11 protein-coding genes and 4 pseudogenes are annotated in these 17,249 nt (G+C 36.8%); all 15 read left to right on the top strand.

Annotated elements, in window-relative coordinates:
* Positions 1-29: 29 nt before the first annotated feature.
* The 15 genes and pseudogenes from ylqF (at position 30) to fliF (ending at position 17,245) form a co-directional block, all read left to right on the top strand.
* Positions 30-860: a ribosome biogenesis GTPase YlqF gene (gene ylqF / locus LC087_RS05170; RefSeq protein ID WP_371932684.1), complete on the top strand. Its 831-nt coding sequence runs from the start codon at positions 30-32 to the stop codon at positions 858-860.
* Between the two features lie 54 nt (positions 861-914).
* On the top strand, positions 915-1,697 hold the full coding sequence (locus LC087_RS05165) for a ribonuclease HII (protein WP_371932683.1): 783 nt from the start codon (positions 915-917) through the stop codon (positions 1,695-1,697).
* A 170-nt stretch (positions 1,698-1,867) separates the two neighbouring features.
* Entirely contained in the window at positions 1,868-3,028 is a 1,161-nt protein-coding gene (sucC, locus tag LC087_RS05160; RefSeq protein ID WP_226538350.1) for an ADP-forming succinate--CoA ligase subunit beta, read from the top strand.
* Positions 3,029-3,048: 20 nt separating this feature from the next.
* Positions 3,049-3,951 carry a succinate--CoA ligase subunit alpha gene (gene sucD, locus LC087_RS05155; RefSeq protein ID WP_226538349.1) on the top strand — a complete coding sequence of 301 codons (903 nt, stop codon included), beginning with the start codon at positions 3,049-3,051 and terminating at the stop codon, positions 3,949-3,951.
* Between the two features lie 285 nt (positions 3,952-4,236).
* On the top strand, positions 4,237-5,085 hold the full coding sequence (gene dprA / locus LC087_RS05150) for a DNA-processing protein DprA (RefSeq protein ID WP_306020230.1): 849 nt from the start codon (positions 4,237-4,239) through the stop codon (positions 5,083-5,085).
* An 807-nt stretch (positions 5,086-5,892) separates the two neighbouring features.
* Complete coding sequence (gene topA / locus LC087_RS05145) at positions 5,893-7,968, top strand: type I DNA topoisomerase (RefSeq protein ID WP_226538347.1); 2,076 nt, start codon at positions 5,893-5,895, stop codon at positions 7,966-7,968.
* Positions 7,969-8,072: 104 nt separating this feature from the next.
* Positions 8,073-9,379, top strand: a pseudogene (trmFO, locus tag LC087_RS05140) (FADH(2)-oxidizing methylenetetrahydrofolate--tRNA-(uracil(54)-C(5))-methyltransferase TrmFO).
* 71 nt (positions 9,380-9,450) lie between these two features.
* Positions 9,451-10,350 (top strand): annotated as a pseudogene (xerC, locus tag LC087_RS05135) (tyrosine recombinase XerC).
* A 229-nt stretch (positions 10,351-10,579) separates the two neighbouring features.
* The gene (gene hslV, locus LC087_RS05130) at positions 10,580-11,122 is read left to right on the top strand and encodes an ATP-dependent protease subunit HslV (RefSeq protein ID WP_226538344.1); all 543 of its coding nucleotides are present in this window, start codon (positions 10,580-10,582) and stop codon (positions 11,120-11,122) included.
* A gap of 15 nt (positions 11,123-11,137) precedes the next feature.
* Positions 11,138-12,539: pseudogene (gene hslU, locus LC087_RS05125) on the top strand (HslU--HslV peptidase ATPase subunit).
* Positions 12,540-12,592: 53 nt separating this feature from the next.
* A complete protein-coding gene (gene codY / locus LC087_RS05120; protein WP_226538342.1) occupies positions 12,593-13,372 on the top strand; it encodes a GTP-sensing pleiotropic transcriptional regulator CodY in 780 nt (259 codons plus the stop codon).
* Positions 13,373-14,040: 668 nt separating this feature from the next.
* Positions 14,041-14,430 carry a flagellar basal body rod protein FlgB gene (gene flgB / locus LC087_RS05115; RefSeq protein WP_226538341.1) on the top strand — a complete coding sequence of 130 codons (390 nt, stop codon included), beginning with the start codon at positions 14,041-14,043 and terminating at the stop codon, positions 14,428-14,430.
* Between the two features lies 1 nt (position 14,431).
* Positions 14,432-14,878 (top strand): flagellar basal body rod protein FlgC, encoded by a 447-nt coding sequence (gene flgC, locus LC087_RS05110; protein WP_226538340.1) that lies wholly within the window; start codon positions 14,432-14,434, stop codon positions 14,876-14,878.
* A 438-nt stretch (positions 14,879-15,316) separates the two neighbouring features.
* On the top strand, positions 15,317-15,607 hold the full coding sequence (gene fliE, locus LC087_RS05105; protein WP_226538339.1) for a flagellar hook-basal body complex protein FliE: 291 nt from the start codon (positions 15,317-15,319) through the stop codon (positions 15,605-15,607).
* 35 nt (positions 15,608-15,642) lie between these two features.
* A pseudogene (fliF, locus tag LC087_RS05100) lies at positions 15,643-17,245 on the top strand (flagellar basal-body MS-ring/collar protein FliF).
* The last annotated feature ends 4 nt before the right edge of the window (positions 17,246-17,249 follow it).

Below are 17,249 nucleotides of genomic sequence, written 5' to 3'. Positions count from 1 at the left end.
AATTGACAATACAATGGTTTCCAGGACATATGGCGAAAGCGCGCAGACAAGTAACTGAAAAGTTAAAATTAGTGGACATCGTTTTTGAGTTAGTTGATGCAAGAATACCAATGTCCTCTAGAAATCCACTCATAGATGAAATAATTAACCAAAAGCCGAAGTTAATTTTATTAAATAAGGCGGATATGGCTGACGGTAATGTAACTTCACAATGGATAAATTATTTTGAAGAACGCAATATAACTGCATTAGCTATTAACTCTCAAAAAGGGGATAATATAAATCTAATTAGTAAAGAAGCTAAAAGCTTATTAACTAAAAAACTAGAGCGCCTCCAAGCTAAAGGAGTCAAGCCAAGGGCTATTCGAGCGATGATTGTTGGCGTACCGAACGTAGGTAAATCGACCTTGATTAATAAACTAGCCAAAAAAAATATTGCTCAAACGGGGGACCGTCCCGGAATAACGAAAGCTCAAAGTTGGATTAAAGTTGGAAGAGAAATGGAGTTGCTTGATACCCCAGGTATCCTTTGGCCTAAGTTTGAAGATCAAGAGGTTGGCTATAAACTTGCCATAACAGGTGCGATTAAAGATGAAATTTTAAATATACAGGATGTTGCGGTATATGCTCTTCGTTATTTTATGAAAAATCATCCAGATAGATTAAAGGAACGATTTCATTTAACCGATCTATCTGAAGAAATCGTCGATATATTTGATGAAATTGGAAAGAACCGTGGGTATTTACTTTCTGGAGGCGTTGTCAACTACGACAAAGTTTCTGAAGCTATTTTACGAGAGATACGCTCAGGTAAGTTAGGTAGGTTAACGTTAGACTATACATCATTTGAAAACAAGTAGAAGCATGGAGAAAGTTTCGTGCTTCTTTTGTTTTGATCGTAAGGAGAGAGATTGATTGTGTCCCTGACTATTGAGAACATAAAAGAAAAACTATTACATATTTCGGAACCTGAAGATTCATTTTTAAATGAATGTAAGCAAGATAAGAGAAAAGGCGTGCAAAAGCTCGTCGAAAATTGGTGGAAACGTTATGAGCATGAAAGAGCTCTGAAAGAGACGTTCAATGAAATGATGCAATATGAAAAAAGTCTCTGGGAAAACGGGATTCACTATATTGCTGGGATTGATGAAGTTGGTAGAGGTCCTCTAGCTGGCCCTGTTGTAGCAGCCGCTGTCATTCTCCCTGTAGATTTTTATTTACCTGGACTAACAGATTCTAAAAAGTTGTCTCATCAAAAAAGAGAAGAATTCTACTCTATCATTAAAGAAGAAGCAATAAGCTGCTCGGTAGGGATTGTTTCTGCTAAAGAAATTGATGCTTGGAACATATACGAAGCTACAAAGAAAGCAATGATAAAAGCAATTAATGGCTTAGAAAAATCTCCAGAACATCTATTAATTGATGCGATGAAAATTGATGTTCCAATAAAACAAACTAGCATAATCAAGGGAGATCAAAAAAGTATATCCATTGCCGCAAGTTCAGTGATTGCTAAAGTAACGAGGGATAACTATATGAAAGATTTAGGCTCTAAATATCCTAATTATTTTTTTGAGAAACATATGGGGTATGGAACAAAAGAACATTTAGTAGCTTTAGAGAAATATGGCTATATTGAAGAACATCGGCAGTCATTTGCACCTGTAAAAAGTGTTACGAAAGCAAGGACGAAATAGCTATTGAATTTACTTCAAATTTTAATTGTTCGAAAAAATAACTACTGAATAAATTTTCGGGAAATTTTAAAGGTTTTTGCGATTTTTTGTAGAATGGTAGACATCTGTGAAACTATTTTATAAAATGAATACGAAATGTATTTTGTATACATACGATAGGAGGATGGGAAATGAATATACATGAATATCAAGGAAAAGAACTCCTAAGAAAGTATGGAGTTTCCGTTCCCAATGGAAAGGTTGCATTTACAGTAGATGAGGCTGTAGAGGCAGCTAATCAATTAAATTCAGCTGTATCAGTTGTAAAGGCTCAAATCCACGCAGGTGGTCGTGGTAAAGCTGGAGGGGTAAAGGTAGCAAAAAATATAGAAGAAGTACGTACATACGCTGATGAGATTTTAGGTAAAACGTTAGTCACTCATCAAACGGGTCCAGAAGGCAAAGAAGTAAAGCGCTTACTTATTGAAGAAGGCTGTGATATTAAAAAGGAATATTACGTTGGCCTCGTGCTAGATCGTGCAACATCTAAAGTGGTATTAATGGCGTCTGAAGAAGGTGGGACTGAAATCGAAGAGGTAGCGGAAGCAACCCCTGAAAAGATCTTTAAAGAAACAATTGATCCTGCCATCGGTCTTCAAGTTTTTCAAGCAAGAAGAATCGCTTTTAATATTAACATTCCAAAAGAACTAGTTGGTCAAGCTGTAAAATTCATGATGAGTCTCTATAAATGTTTTGTTTCTAATGATTGTTCAATTGCAGAAATCAATCCATTAGTTGTAACAGGTGATGGAAAAGTGATGGCTTTAGATGCAAAGCTGAATTTTGATTCGAATGCTCTTTATCGTCATAAAGATATTATGGAGCTTCGTGATTTAGATGAAGAAGATGCGAAAGAAATAGAGGCTTCTAAATATGATTTGAGTTATATTGCTTTAGATGGAAATATCGGTTGTATGGTAAATGGAGCTGGACTAGCGATGTCCACTATGGATATTATTAAGCACTATGGCGGTGATCCTGCAAACTTTCTTGATGTTGGTGGTGGAGCAACTGCAGAAAAGGTAACAGAAGCTTTTAAAATTATTCTTTCTGATGACAACGTAAAAGGTATTTTTGTCAATATTTTCGGTGGCATTATGCGTTGTGATGTAATAGCTCAAGGTGTCGTAGAAGCTACTAAACAGATCGGCTTAAAAATACCGTTAGTCGTTCGTCTTGAAGGAACAAACGTAGATCTAGGTAAACAAATTTTAGAAGATTCAGGACTAGATATTACCTCTGCAGACTCAATGGCTGATGGAGCGCAAAAAATCGTATCACTAGTATCCTAAGAAAGGTAGGAAACCAAATCATGAGTGTTTTTATAAATAAAGATACAAAAGTCATCGTGCAAGGAATCACAGGATCAACGGCATTATTTCATACTAAGCAAATGTTAGAGTATGGGACTAAAATTGTTGGTGGTACCTCCCCAGGTAAAGGGGGGACAGAAGTAGAAGGTGTTCCGGTTTTTAATACAGTGATCGAAGCTGTAAATGAAACGGGTGCAAATGCTTCTGTTATTTATGTGCCAGCTCCGTTTGCTGCGGATGCAATCATAGAGGCTGCGGATGCTGAAATGGATATCGTTATTTGCATTACGGAACATATCCCCGTACTTGATATGGTGAAAGTAAAACGATATTTAGAAGGAAAGAAAACGCGATTAGTAGGACCAAACTGTCCAGGAGTAATCACGCCTGAAGAATGTAAAATTGGCATTATGCCTGGTTATATCCATAAAAAAGGACATGTTGGTGTCGTATCACGTTCTGGAACATTAACTTATGAAGCGGTTCATCAATTATCTCAAGCAGGTATTGGACAATCAACGGCAGTGGGTATTGGCGGAGACCCTGTAAATGGGACAAATTTCATTGATGTTTTAGAGGCTTTTAATGATGATCCAAAAACCTATGCAGTTATGATGATTGGTGAAATTGGCGGTACAGCTGAAGAAGAAGCAGCTCAGTGGGTAAAAGAAAATATGAAAAAACCTGTAGTAGGGTTTATTGGCGGCCAAACAGCACCTCCAGGAAAAAGAATGGGGCATGCCGGTGCGATCATTTCTGGCGGTAAAGGTACAGCAGATGAAAAGATTAAAGTGATGAATGAGTGTGGTATTAAAGTCGCAGAAACCCCATCTGTTATGGGTGAAACCTTAATTTCTGTATTAAAAGAAACAGATCTTTATGACAAATGTAAAATTAAATAATTCGATTGGGCTGGAAGGATCACAGTGAAAAGCTGTGGTCTTTTCCTTGTAAGATCAGAAAGTATAAATTTTGTCCTTTATAAGAGAGTGCTTTCATCGTTGTCTAGCTCCATCGCCCAGCAACTCGTAAGTTTTCGCCCTCCTCCTTATGATAAGTCAACATCGAAGCCTACGGCTTTTCGTGTTTCCTTTATCTCATACGGAGTGCTCAAGCCCCTTCGTTGCTAAACGGGCGCTTGCGCTTTTCTTACTTATTATTTTTAAGAAAGGAAGTTATCATCATTAATGGAAAAACGAGAATGTCTACTTAAGTTATTTTTTATGGGAATCCCTATCTCTGTGTTAAGAAAATATTTGCTTCTCGATAAGGAACTTGAACATGTAGAAGATTTTTTAAAGAAAGCTGACCTTCAATTAAATCGTTCTAGTATAAGTTTCCTTACGCAATATAACTCCCTCCCACTATCATCAACCTTAAATCAATTAGAAAAACAGTCGATTTCAGTTATTACCTCATTTGATGACTTTTTCCCTCAATTATTAAAGCATATTCCACAGGACCCATTTATCCTTTTTTGTAAAGGGGATCTTTCTTTACTTAAAGCTGGGCCTAAAGTTAGCATCGTCGGTTCTCGAACAATCACCACCTACTCTAAAAAAATGATTCAATTGAGTGTCCCCTCCTTAACGAACAAAGATGTTATGATTGTAAGTGGTCTAGCAAAAGGCGTGGATGAGGCTGTCCATAGATGTGCGATTGAAAATGGAGGCAAAACCATTGGTGTATTACCAGCTGGATTTAACTATCTTTATCCGAAGGAAAATATTCCTCTTATCAAGTTCATGATGAATCACCATTTAGTAATAAGTGAATTTCCTCCTTGGATTCCGATCAAACCTTGGCATTTCCCATATCGTAATCGAATTATATCAGGGTTGACGAAAGGAACCTATATTATTCAAGCAGCAAAATCAAGTGGATCACTATCTACTGCAACACATGCAATTAATCAAGGAAAAGATGTTTGGGTTGCTCCTGCGCCTTTCTTTGAAAAAGAATATGAAGGGAATTTCCAACTACTTGATGAAGGAGTTCCAGTTGCCACACCTAATAGTTTAAAGGATTATTTTTAGTGATTTTTTCAACGAAGATTTATAGGCTCAGGACACGTAATTTTGAAAATCGCATTAACGTTTTTAAATAAATACATTCTTTTGTTTTTTATTTACAAGCAGGAATAAAGTATGTTTATCACGAAAGGAAGAAGAGGAGATTGTAAAGAATCATGATTTGCCGTTTGACAAAATGGATAAGAATATTTAATAATAGTGGAGATTTACAAGAAATATAAAGAGGTTGTTCAAAAAGCCCTAAAAAAATGTCGGTTGAATAACTTTGTTGGTTTGCTTTTCCGACACTCCGACGCCAGGATTGGCTAGCACGGGTGTTGTCCCTAGGATGGCGATGCACACGATGTGCTAGCGTCAACGTTGGTCACAGGACGTGACCGATGTTAGTTGACGTTCCTCCCTTAGCCCGTGAACCATACTGAACTACACTGTGAGTGCTTCGACGCCCAGGACGGGCTTGCGCAGACGTTGCTCTCGCGACGTGGCTGTACTTAGCCTGTGTTCATTAAGCAGACCGCCTCGTTCTTGTCTAGCTTCAGCCCTTACATCCTCGAGGTCATAAGTCACTGAGAACAAAAGATAAAGAACATCTTTCTTATCTCCGCGCCTTATGCTGGTCGGATGTGAGCAAAGGGCTTCAGCTTTTCTATTCAGCGTCCTTTTTTCCCTACTTTTTGAACACGCACATAAAGTAGGTATGACTTTTGGATAAATGAATGAGACTTGTTCAAAAAAACAAACCATATCAAATGGAAATTTCGAACACATAAATTAAATAGAGAGAATACCTCTTTAAGGAGGAGCAAATGAATGTCAGACTATTTAGTCATTGTAGAATCACCTGCAAAAGCAAAAACAATTGAACGCTACCTTGGAAAAAAATATAAAGTGAAGGCTTCCATGGGTCATGTAAGGGATCTCCCTAAAAGTCAAATGGGAGTGAACGTTGAAAATAATTTTGATCCAAAATACATTACTATAAGAGGGAAAGGCCCTGTTTTAAAAGAATTAAAAACGGCCGCAAAAAAAGCGAAGAAAATATACTTAGCAGCTGACCCTGACCGTGAGGGGGAAGCAATTGCTTGGCATCTAGCCCATAGTTTAAATATTGATATTGATTCAGATTGTCGAGTTGTATTTAATGAAATTACGAAGGAGGCGATTAAAGAATCCTTTAAGCACCCTAGGTCAATTAATACTGATTTAGTTGATGCCCAGCAAGCAAGAAGGATCTTAGACCGTTTAGTTGGTTATAATATTAGCCCATTATTATGGAAAAAAGTTAAGAAGGGCTTAAGTGCTGGAAGAGTACAATCAATAGCTGTGAGGTTAATTATTGATCGTGAAAAGGAAATTAATGAATTTAAGCCAGAAGAGTATTGGAGCATTAATGCTGACTTTGTTAAAGGATCTAAACAATTCGAAGCAACTTTTTATGGTATAGACCAGAAAAAAAAGCCTCTACATAATGAGCAGGAAGTAAAGGGAATTATTTCTAATTTAAATAAAGACGATTATTATGTAAAAAAAGTAACGAAAAAAGAGAAAAAACGAAAACCAGCCTCTCCTTTTACGACATCATTGCTTCAACAAGAAGCGGCTAGAAAACTGAATTTTAGAGCGAAAAAAACGATGATGATTGCTCAACAATTATATGAAGGCATTGAGATAGGGAAAGAAGGAACAGTTGGTCTTATCACATACATGCGTACAGATTCTACGAGAGTATCACAAACTGCTCAAGATGAAGCAAAGCAATACATTGAGTCTAAATATGGTGAAGATTTTATAGGTGATAATATACAAAAGAAATCGTCATCTTCAAATGCTCAAGATGCACATGAAGCCATTAGACCAACTTCGTCGCTAAGAGAACCAACGAGCATAAAGGAATATTTAAAAAGAGACCAATATAGACTGTATAAATTAATTTGGGAACGATTTGTATCTAGTCAAATGGCTCCAGCTATTTTAGATACAATGAGTGTAGATATAGATAATAATGGTATTACGTTTAGGGCGACGGGTTCAAAAATTAAATTTCCTGGATTTATGAAGGTGTACGTTGAGGGAAGTGACGATAAAACAGAAGATAAGAATAAAATGTTACCTCCTTTAAAAGAAGGAGATCAAGTATTTTCTTCTGATATCGAACCTAAGCAGCATTTCACTCAGCCTCCGCCAAGATTTACTGAAGCAAGACTTGTTAAAACGCTTGAGGAGCTTGGGATAGGAAGACCGTCAACATATGCACCGACATTAGATACGATTCAAAGGCGTGGATATGTAGCTTTAGAAAACAAACGATTCATTCCTACTGAATTAGGTCAAATCGTATTGGAACTTATTATGGAATTTTTCCCAGAAATATTAAATGTTGAATTTACAGCAAAAATGGAAAATGAGCTGGATGAAATAGAAGAAGGGAAAATTCCATGGGTTCAAATCATTAATGAATTTTATGAAGGATTTGAAAAGAGACTTCATGTTGCTGAAGAAGAGATGGAAAAGGTGGAAATAAAGGATGAGCCTGCAGGAGTAGATTGCGAAGAGTGTGGCCATCCTATGGTATATAAAATGGGTAGATATGGGAAGTTTATGGCTTGTTCCAATTTTCCGGATTGTCGAAATACTAAACCGATTGTAAAAGAGATTGGTGTAAAGTGTCCAACGTGTAGCGAAGGAAATGTGGTTGAAAGAAAATCTAAGAAAAAGCGAATCTTTTATGGGTGTGATCGTTACCCAGAATGTGAATTCCTTTCTTGGGATAAACCAATTGCAAGGAAGTGTCCTAAGTGTAATGAGATGCTTGTAGAGAAACGTTTGAAAAAAGGTATTCAAGTACAGTGCGTTTCTTGTGATTACAAAGAGGAACAACAAAGTTAAGCAACACTAAAACTAATTATTTAGTTAGGTGGTGAGGTCATTAACTCACCACCTTCCGTTATTTATTAAGCAAACATGATTGACATAAATGGAGGATTAAACGAATGAATGATAGAGTAGTGAATGTAATAGGTGCTGGGTTAGCAGGAAGCGAAGCTGCATGGCAACTTGCAACGAGAGGTATAAAAGTGAAATTGTATGAAATGCGTCCTACTAAACAGACTCCAGCACATCATACAGATAAGTTTGCAGAATTAGTTTGTAGCAATTCTTTAAGAGCCAATACTTTAACAAATGCAGTTGGTATTTTAAAGGAAGAAATGCGTCATCTTAATTCCGTTATAATACAGTCAGCCGATGATTGTGCAGTTCCAGCCGGAGGCGCTCTGGCAGTCGATCGCCATGAATTTGCCAACCTGGTAACGGAACGTGTGAAAGGGCATGAGTTAATTGAAGTTATTCATGAAGAAGTGAAAAACATACCTGAGGGACCGACAATTATTGCGACAGGTCCGCTTACATCAGAGTCTTTATCAAAAGATCTAAAATCTTTAACAGGAGAAGATTATTTATATTTTTATGATGCAGCAGCTCCTATTATTGAAAAAGACAGTATTGATATGGAGAAAGTTTATTTAAAATCGCGTTATGATAAAGGTGAAGCAGCCTATTTGAACTGTCCGATGACAGAAGAAGAATTTGATCGCTTTTATGAAGCGTTAATATCAGCTGAAACAGTCCCTTTAAAAGAGTTTGAAAAAGAGATTTTCTTTGAAGGGTGTATGCCAATCGAGGTGATGGCAGCAAGAGGAAGAAAAACAATGCTCTTCGGACCTATGAAGCCTGTAGGGCTTGAGGATCCTAAAACAGGTAAAAGGCCTTATGCTGTTCTTCAACTTAGGCAAGATGATGCGGCAGGAACATTGTATAATATAGTAGGTTTTCAAACACATTTAAAATGGGGAGTCAAAAAGAAGTGATCCGCATGATTCCTGGTTTAGAAAAAGCAGAGATAGTTCGTTACGGAGTTATGCATCGAAACACGTTTATCAATTCTCCAAAATGGTTAAACCCTACTTATCAGTTTAAAGGTCGTGAGGATTTATTTTTATCAGGACAAATGACAGGTGTAGAAGGTTATGTAGAATCGGCTGCTTCTGGATTAATAGCAGGGATCAACGCTTCTAAGCTTTTAAAAGATGAAGAATTGGTTGTATTACCGAAAGAAACCGTCATCGGTAGTATGGCTCATTATATTACATCCGCAAATAAAGATAATTTCCAACCAATGAATGCCAATTTTGGTATATTATCTGAATTACCGACACGAATAAAGAATAAACAGGAACGCAATCAGCAGTATGCATCGAGGGCGATAGATACAATTCAAAAAATTTCGATAAATATATAAAAAACATTGCATGGGCTCTTATAAATGTGATAACATTTAGGAGCCTTTGCCTTATGTATAAGGATGATTATATGAATAAAGAATTGACTTTATTTATTGAATATTTACAAATAGAAAAAAACTATTCTCAACTTACTATTTTGCACTATACTAGGGACATAAACGAGTTTTACTCTTTTATGAAACAAGAGGGGATTCAATCGTTTGTAAATGTCCAATATTTAGATATTCGATTGTTCTTATCAACTTTACATCAAGAAAATTTGTCTATAAGTACAATTTCAAGGAAAATATCTAGCTTGAGGTCTTTTTTTTCAGTTTTTATTGAGAGAACGAAAAATTGAAAACAATCCTTTCTCACTTGTAGCGTCTTTAAAAAAGGACTCGAAAGTCCCTCGATTTCTCTATCAAGAAGAGCTTGAAACTTTGTTTTCCATCTCTGATTTGAAAACGGCAGCAGGACAAAGAAATCAAGCCTTACTTGAATTATTGTATGCTACAGGCATCCGTGTAAATGAGTGTTGTCAAATTAAGTTATCTCACATTGACTTTTCTATTGGGACCATTTTAATTAATGGGAAAGGAAACAAACAGCGCTATGTGCCTTTCGGGAGTATTGTGAGAAAGCGTTGAAACTTTATATACATAATGGTCGTCAATCCTATATAGGAAAGTTAACAGTAGACCAAAAACATTCTTATCTTTTTACCAATCAACAAGGGAAACCAATAACAGCTAGAGGTATTCGTTATATATTACAATCTATCATCAAAAAGTCAGCACTAACGATAAATATTCATCCACATATGTTTAGGCATACGTTTGCTACACACTTATTAAATGAGGGTGCAGACTTAAGGAGCGTTCAAGAGCTTCTTGGACACGAACATTTATCATCAACTCAACTTTATACACATTTAACAAAAGACCAGCTTAAAAAGACGTACAATGCTCACCATCCAAGGGCTTAATAAGAAAAGTGTAAGCGCCTGTTTAGCGACGTGGGGGCTTGAGCACTCCGCATGAGATAAAGGAAACACGAAAAGCCGAAGGCTTCGATGTTGACTTATCATAAGGAGGAGAGCGAAAACTTACGAGTCGCTAGGCGCTGAACTGGATAATAAGAAAAGTGTAAGCGCCTGTTTAAAGAAAGAGAATTTTAATACAGTAACGATGTGCAACGGAAGGATGATTTTGAAAATGAATGAATTTCATGCTACCACGATTTTTGCAATTCGTCATAATGGAAAAGCAGCCATGGCTGGAGATGGACAAGTGACATTTGGAAATGCGGTTGTGATGAAACATACGGCTAGGAAGATTAGAAGGCTGTACAACAATCAAGTATTAGCAGGATTTGCTGGGTCTGTTGCAGATGCATTTACATTGTTTGAGATGTTTGAGGCCAAGTTAGAGGAGTACAATGGTAATTTAGTTAGAGCAGCTGTAGAACTAGCAAAGCAGTGGAGAAGCGATAAAGTATTGAGACGGCTTGAGGCCATGCTTATTGTTATGAATGAGGATGCACTCCTTCTAATTTCAGGAACGGGCGAAGTGATTGAGTCAGATGATGGTATGTTAGCAATCGGTTCTGGTGGAAACTATGCTCTTTCAGCAGGTAGGGCATTGAAGAAACATGCAGGTGAACACTTAACAGCAAAACAAATTGCTGAAGCATCTTTGCAAACAGCTGGTGAGATATGTGTTTATACAAACTTAAATATCATTGTTGAGGAGCTTTAAAAAGGAGCTGACAAAATGAGTAATACATTAACCCCTAAACAAATTGTTGACAGGTTAGACCAGTATATTGTTGGACAAAAAGAAGCTAAAAAATCTGTAGCTATTGCTTTAAGGAACCGATATAGAAGAAGTAAGCTTGAAGAGCATTTACGAGAAGAAGTTGTCCCTAAAAACATTTTAATGATTGGACCAACAGGTGTAGGGAAAACAGAAATTGCAAGAAGAATTGCTAAGTTAGTTGGAGCCCCTTTTGTAAAATTAGAAGCGACTAAGTTTACTGAAGTAGGATATGTAGGTCGGGATGTTGAATCGATGGTGCGTGATTTAGTTGAAACATCCGTACGTTTAGTAAAAGAGGAAAAAATGGAAAAAGTCAAAAACCAAGCGGAAGAACAAGCAAATAAGCGTTTAGTAGAATTGCTTGTACCAAGTAAGAGAAAGCAAACATCTTACAAAAACCCTTTGGAAATGTTTTTTGGGAAATAACCAAAATGATTCTGAAAATCAAGAAGATCAAACTGAGGAATTAAATTTAACAGAAAAGCGCAATCGTATTGCTCATCAACTTCAATTAGGTGAACTAGAGGAATATTATGTTGTTGTGGAAATTGAGGAGCAGCAAGCTTCAATGTTCGATTTATTACAAGGTTCTGGCATGGAGCAAATGGGCATGAATATGCAAGATGCGATCGGCAATTTAATGCCTAAGAAAAAGAAGAAAAGAAAGCTACTTGTGAAAGATGCTCGAAAAGTACTAATTAATGAAGAAGCACAAAAATTGATTGATATGGATGAAGTAACTCAGGAAGCGGTGAATCGTGCTGAGCAAACAGGCATCATTTTTTTAGATGAAATTGATAAAATCACTCGTTCAAATAACAGTAACTCATCGGCTGATGTATCAAGAGAAGGAGTTCAGCGTGATATTTTACCCATTGTCGAAGGATCAACTGTAGTTACAAAATACGGTTCTGTTAAAACGGATCATATTCTGTTTATAGCTGCAGGAGCATTCCATATGGCTAAGCCATCCGATCTAATTCCTGAATTACAAGGTCGTTTTCCAATTAGAGTGGAATTATCCAAACTGAAGGTTGAGGATTTTGTAAGAATATTAGTGGAACCAGATAACGCCATCTTAAAGCAATATGCTGCATTATTAAGAACGGAAGGTATACAATTAGAATTTTCTGACGATGCTATACGTAGAATTGCTGAAATAGCTTATGATGTCAATCAAGAGACAGATAATATTGGTGCAAGGAGATTACATACCATATTAGAAAAATTATTAGAAGACTTATTGTTTGAGGCTTCTGATATAAACCTAGAAACGGTTGAAATAAACTCAAAATATGTAGATGAGAAGTTAGCTACTATTGCCAAAAACAAAGATTTAAGTCAATTTATTTTATAAACATTGACAATTTAATAAACAATGTAGCTATTTGCTATAGGAGGAAATGAAACATGTCTTTACTAGATAAAACAAGAAAAATTAACGCAATGTTACAAAATGCAGCAGGAAAGCCAGTTAATTTTAAAGAAATGGCAGAAACCTTAAGGGATGTCATCGAAGCAAATGTATTTGTTGTTAGTAGAAGAGGAAAATTACTAGGATTTGCCATTAACCAGCAAATTGAAAACGATCGTATGAAAAAAATGCTTGAAGATCGTCAATTTCCTGAAGAATATACTAAAAACTTATTTAACATTACCAGCACTTCCCCTAACATTGATATATCCAGTGAATATACAGCATTCCCTGTAGAAAATCGTGAACTTTTTGAATCGGGTTTGACTACAATTGTACCAATTATTGGTGGGGGAGAGAGAATAGGTACATTGATTTTGGCGCGCGTTAATGATCAATTTGAAGATGATGATTTAATCTTAGCCGAATATGGTGCGACAGTCGTGGGAATGGAAATTTTACATGAAAAGGCAGAAGAAATAGAAGAAGAAGCAAGAAGTAAAGCGGTTGTGCAAATGGCGATCAGTTCTCTTTCTTACAGTGAACTTGAGGCGATTGAACATATTTTCGAAGAATTAAATGGTATGGAAGGTTTACTAGTAGCTAGTAAAATTGCGGACAGAGTAGGAATAACTCGGTCGGTTATCGTTAACGCTCTCCGTAAATTAGAGAGTGCGGGTGTTATTGAGTCGAGGTCATTAGGTATGAAAGGTACTTACATTAAAGTATTGAACAACAAATTTTTACGTGAATTAGAAAAAATAAAAAATCATTAAAGTAAGTGACTAAAAACTCTTTCATTAAGTTGAAAGAGTTTTTTTTTACAGAGTAAGAAAGTATAAAAATCTTTCCTTATTTGGATGGTGCTTTTATTTTTGTCTTGCTCCAGCGCCCAGCGACGGGTAGCGCTTTCGAAGCACACGACGTGCTAGCATCATCGTTGCCCACAGGACGTGTGCGCCTTTAGATGATGTTCCATTTCTCTACGATAAGTCAACGGAGACGCCTCCAGGAGGGAGGTGGATCTACGTTGCCCACAGCACGTGGCTGAACTTAGTAGATCCTCCGCTTTCGGGCCTTTCGTGTTTCCTTTATCTCATGCGGCGATGCACAGGAAGTGCTAGCGCGGGCGTTAGTTCGCGCGTCGTGAGACTGTACTTAGTTGACGTTCCTCACCTGCGTTGCTAGAGGGGCTCTTGCGCTTTTCTTAATGGTTTTTAAGAGGAAATCTAAATTGAGAATGGACTTTAGTCCTGAAAAAGATGAAGAAGTGTGTATTTAGAAATAGTTCTATAGACCTATATAAAAAATAGAACCTATTATCTTCTTTTTTTTTACCTAAATCATAGACTTTTTGCCTAGAATTTCTTACAATTAAATTATGTTTTTTGCATAGTTCGACATAAAACTGTACTAATTGACTAAAAGATTGAGAGGAGATAAAGTGAATTTATTTTCAAATACAGCTTTAGCATTAGAGAATGCAGTTAATTATTCCAATACAAGGCAAAAAGTCCTATCAAATAATATTGCTAATGCTGATACACCTGGTTACAAATCGAAGAAAGTGGTCTTTCAGTCTACATTGCAATCAGAATTAGTGGCCATCAAGGCTGCTCGTACTGACGGTCGCCATCTACAATTTAACAAGACAGAAGGTTCGTTTCGTATTGTATCGAACAATGATAGCTCGTATTCACACAACGGTAATAATGTAGATATAGATGAAGAGATGTCTAATCTTGCAAAAAATCAAATTTATTACCATGCTCTTGTTGAAAGACTTTCTGGTAAATATAATTCCTTGAATTCTATTATAAGGGGAGGAAAATAAAATGTTCCATTCATTAAATACTACAGCTTCAGCATTGACTGCTCAAAGATTGCGAATGGATGTCATTTCTTCCAATGTGGCTAATATTGAAAGCACAAGAGGGACCTATGTAGATGGAGAATGGCAGCCTTATCGTAGAAAGATGGTCGTTACAGAACCAACAAACTCTTCATTTTCTTCTTACCTTGGAAAAGCAATGGGCGAGGACTCTCGTGTAGGGAATGGCGTTGAAATAACTTCTATTGTTGAAGACGAAACACCATTTAAGAAAGTATACAACCCTAGTCATCCAGATGCTGATGAACAAGGATACGTAAACATGCCTAATGTTGATCTTTTGGAAGAGACGGTAGATTTAATGAGTAGCACTCGTTCATATGAAGCGAATGTTACAGTCTTTAATGCATCTAAAAGCATGTTAATGAAAGCACTTGAAATAGGGAAATAATCACGAGGGTTTTGAAGGCTCATGCTTTTTCGCAGAGTAAGAAGGAATAAAAATCTGTCCTTTTTTGGATGGTGCTTTTATTTTTGTCTAGCTCCAGCGCCCAGTAGCGCTTTCGCCGCACAGGAGGTGCTAGCATTATCGTTGCCCACAGGACGTGTGCGCCTTTAGATGATGTTCCATTTCTTTACGATAAGTCAACGGAGACGCCTCCAGGAGGGAGGTGGATCTACGTTGCCACAGGACGTGGCTGAACTTAGTAGATCCTCCGCTTTCGGGCTATTCGTGTTTCCTTTATCTCATGCGGCAATGCACACGAAGTGCTAGCGCGGGCGTTAGTTCGCGCGTCGTGACTGTTTTTAGTTGACGTTCCTATGTTGTGCGTCGTTAGACGGGCGCTTGCGCTTTTCTTATTAAGATTGGTTAAAAGGAGGGTTACGTATGATTAATTCAATAACACCAATATCGACACAAGCAATCGCGCAATATTCATCATCCATAACAAACTCAAATCAAAATTTCTCTACATATTTAAAAGAAGCATTAAAAGAAACGAATGAACTTCAAGTTCAATCGGACAAACTGACAACGATGATGGCGAATGGACATGATGTAGATTTAGATCAAGTCATGATTGCAGCGGAAAAAGCAAATGTTGCTTTGCAAGCAACATTGGAGGTAAGAAATAAAGTAATAGAATCCTATCAAGAAATAATGAGAATGCAAATTTAAAAAAGATAGGGAATGCTGCTGGGGGATTTAAAGGAATGAAACAAAAAATAGTACAAGTGAGAGATAAAATAATTTCGGAATGGAATAATCGACCTATCATTCATAAAATGTTTTTCATCCTCATTCCAATATTAATTATCGGAATTATCATTAGTTTAATAGTATGGCTTACTTCAGCAAACATGATCCCGTTATATAGTAACCTTAGTCCATCTGAAGCTGGTGAGATTAAAGAGACGCTCGATTCAAAAGGAATTCAATCAGAAGTGATTAATGATGGACAAACCATCTTAGTTCCAGAGGAATTGGTTGATTCATTAAAAATTGAATTAGCTGCTGAAGGAATTCCCTCCAGTGGGAACGTAATTGATTATTCATTTTTTGGTCAAAATATTGGCTTTGGCATGACGGATAACGAATTTGATGTTCTAAAATTAAAAGCAACACAAACAGAATTAGTCGAACTAATAAAAGGGATTGAAGGGGTAAAAGACGCAAAAGTCATGATTAATTTACCCGAAGAATCTGTATTTGTATCAGATTCGAATGAACAAGCCTCTGCTTCGATTGTATTGAATATTAGTCCCGGAATTCAATTAGAGCAAGAAAATATTAACGCGCTCTACCATCTTGTTTCAAAAAGTGTTCCAAGTTTATCTACAGATAATATCGTCATTATGGATCAAAATTTCAACTATTTTACGATGAAACAAGAAAATCAAGTGGCTAATATTTCTTCGCAAATGGAAGTAAAGAAAGAAGTGGAACAAGGGATTCAGCGTCAAGTACAACAAATGTTAGGAACGATGATGGGCCATGACAAAGTCGTAGTGTCAGTTACAACGGATATTGATTTTTCTCAAGAAAATCGGGTAGAAAACCTTGTCGAGCCAGTTGGCACAGAGGACAATGAAGGAATTGCTGTTAGCGTTGAAAGAATAACAGAGAGTTATGCTGGAGAAGGAGCAAGCCCAGGTGGCACTCCCGGGTCAGGCGAAAATGATATTAATAACTATGACAGTTCATCTACTGATGAAAGTGGAGAATATGATCGCGTAGAAGAAAGAATTAATAATGAATTTAACCGAATTCAAAAAGAAATTGTGGAAAGCCCTTATAAAATTCGTGACTTAGGAATTCAAGTCATGGTTGAACCGCCTGATGGACAAACGGCTCAAACAATCACAAACTCACAAAAAAGTGACATCGAAAATATACTATCAACCATTATTAGAACAACAATCCAAACAGATGAGCAGCAGAGTGACTCCTTTAACCGATCAAGACATAAACGATAAAATTGTCGTTTCTGTTCAATCCTTTGATGGGAAAGCAACCTTTGAAGAAGAATCAAACAGCTTATTATCTTTACCAGTATGGGTTTTCATCCTTATTGCTAGTTTAATCATCGTGATTGTTTTATTACTTATTTTAGTGTTTAGACGAAAGTCTAACCCAGAGGATAAGGACTCTATCAAAGAGGGAGAAGAATTTTCTTCTCAAAACGCTAAAGAAGAGGATGCCGATATTGATTTGAAACTTGAATCGGATCAACAAAAAAGACAGCTACAAAAATTAGCAAATGAAAATCCAGAAAGTTTTGCCCAAATCATTAGATCTTGGTTATCTGAGGAATAGGGAG

This window comes from Bacillus carboniphilus, assembly GCF_020524035.2.
In the GTDB taxonomy this organism is placed as follows: domain Bacteria; phylum Bacillota; class Bacilli; order Bacillales; family JAIVKR01; genus Bacillus_CC.
Note: the sequence above shows the minus strand (reverse complement) of the source record. Positions and strands in the feature narration are given on the sequence as shown.

Bases quoted from the DNA above. Each gene is read 5' to 3' on its own strand.
- hslV (WP_226538344.1), top strand. From the start codon at position 10,580: ATGAATGAATTTCATGCTACCACGATTTTTGCAATTCGTCATAATGGA.
- codY (WP_226538342.1), top strand. From the start codon at position 12,593: ATGTCTTTACTAGATAAAACAAGAAAAATTAACGCAATGTTACAAAAT.
- topA (WP_226538347.1), top strand. From the start codon at position 5,893: ATGTCAGACTATTTAGTCATTGTAGAATCACCTGCAAAAGCAAAAACA.
- sucC (WP_226538350.1), top strand. From the start codon at position 1,868: ATGAATATACATGAATATCAAGGAAAAGAACTCCTAAGAAAGTATGGA.
- flgC (WP_226538340.1), top strand. From the start codon at position 14,432: ATGTTCCATTCATTAAATACTACAGCTTCAGCATTGACTGCTCAAAGA.
- fliE (WP_226538339.1), top strand. From the start codon at position 15,317: ATGATTAATTCAATAACACCAATATCGACACAAGCAATCGCGCAATAT.
- dprA (WP_306020230.1), top strand. From the start codon at position 4,237: ATGGAAAAACGAGAATGTCTACTTAAGTTATTTTTTATGGGAATCCCT.
- ylqF (WP_371932684.1), top strand. From the start codon at position 30: ATGGCGAAAGCGCGCAGACAAGTAACTGAAAAGTTAAAATTAGTGGAC.
- sucD (WP_226538349.1), top strand. From the start codon at position 3,049: ATGAGTGTTTTTATAAATAAAGATACAAAAGTCATCGTGCAAGGAATC.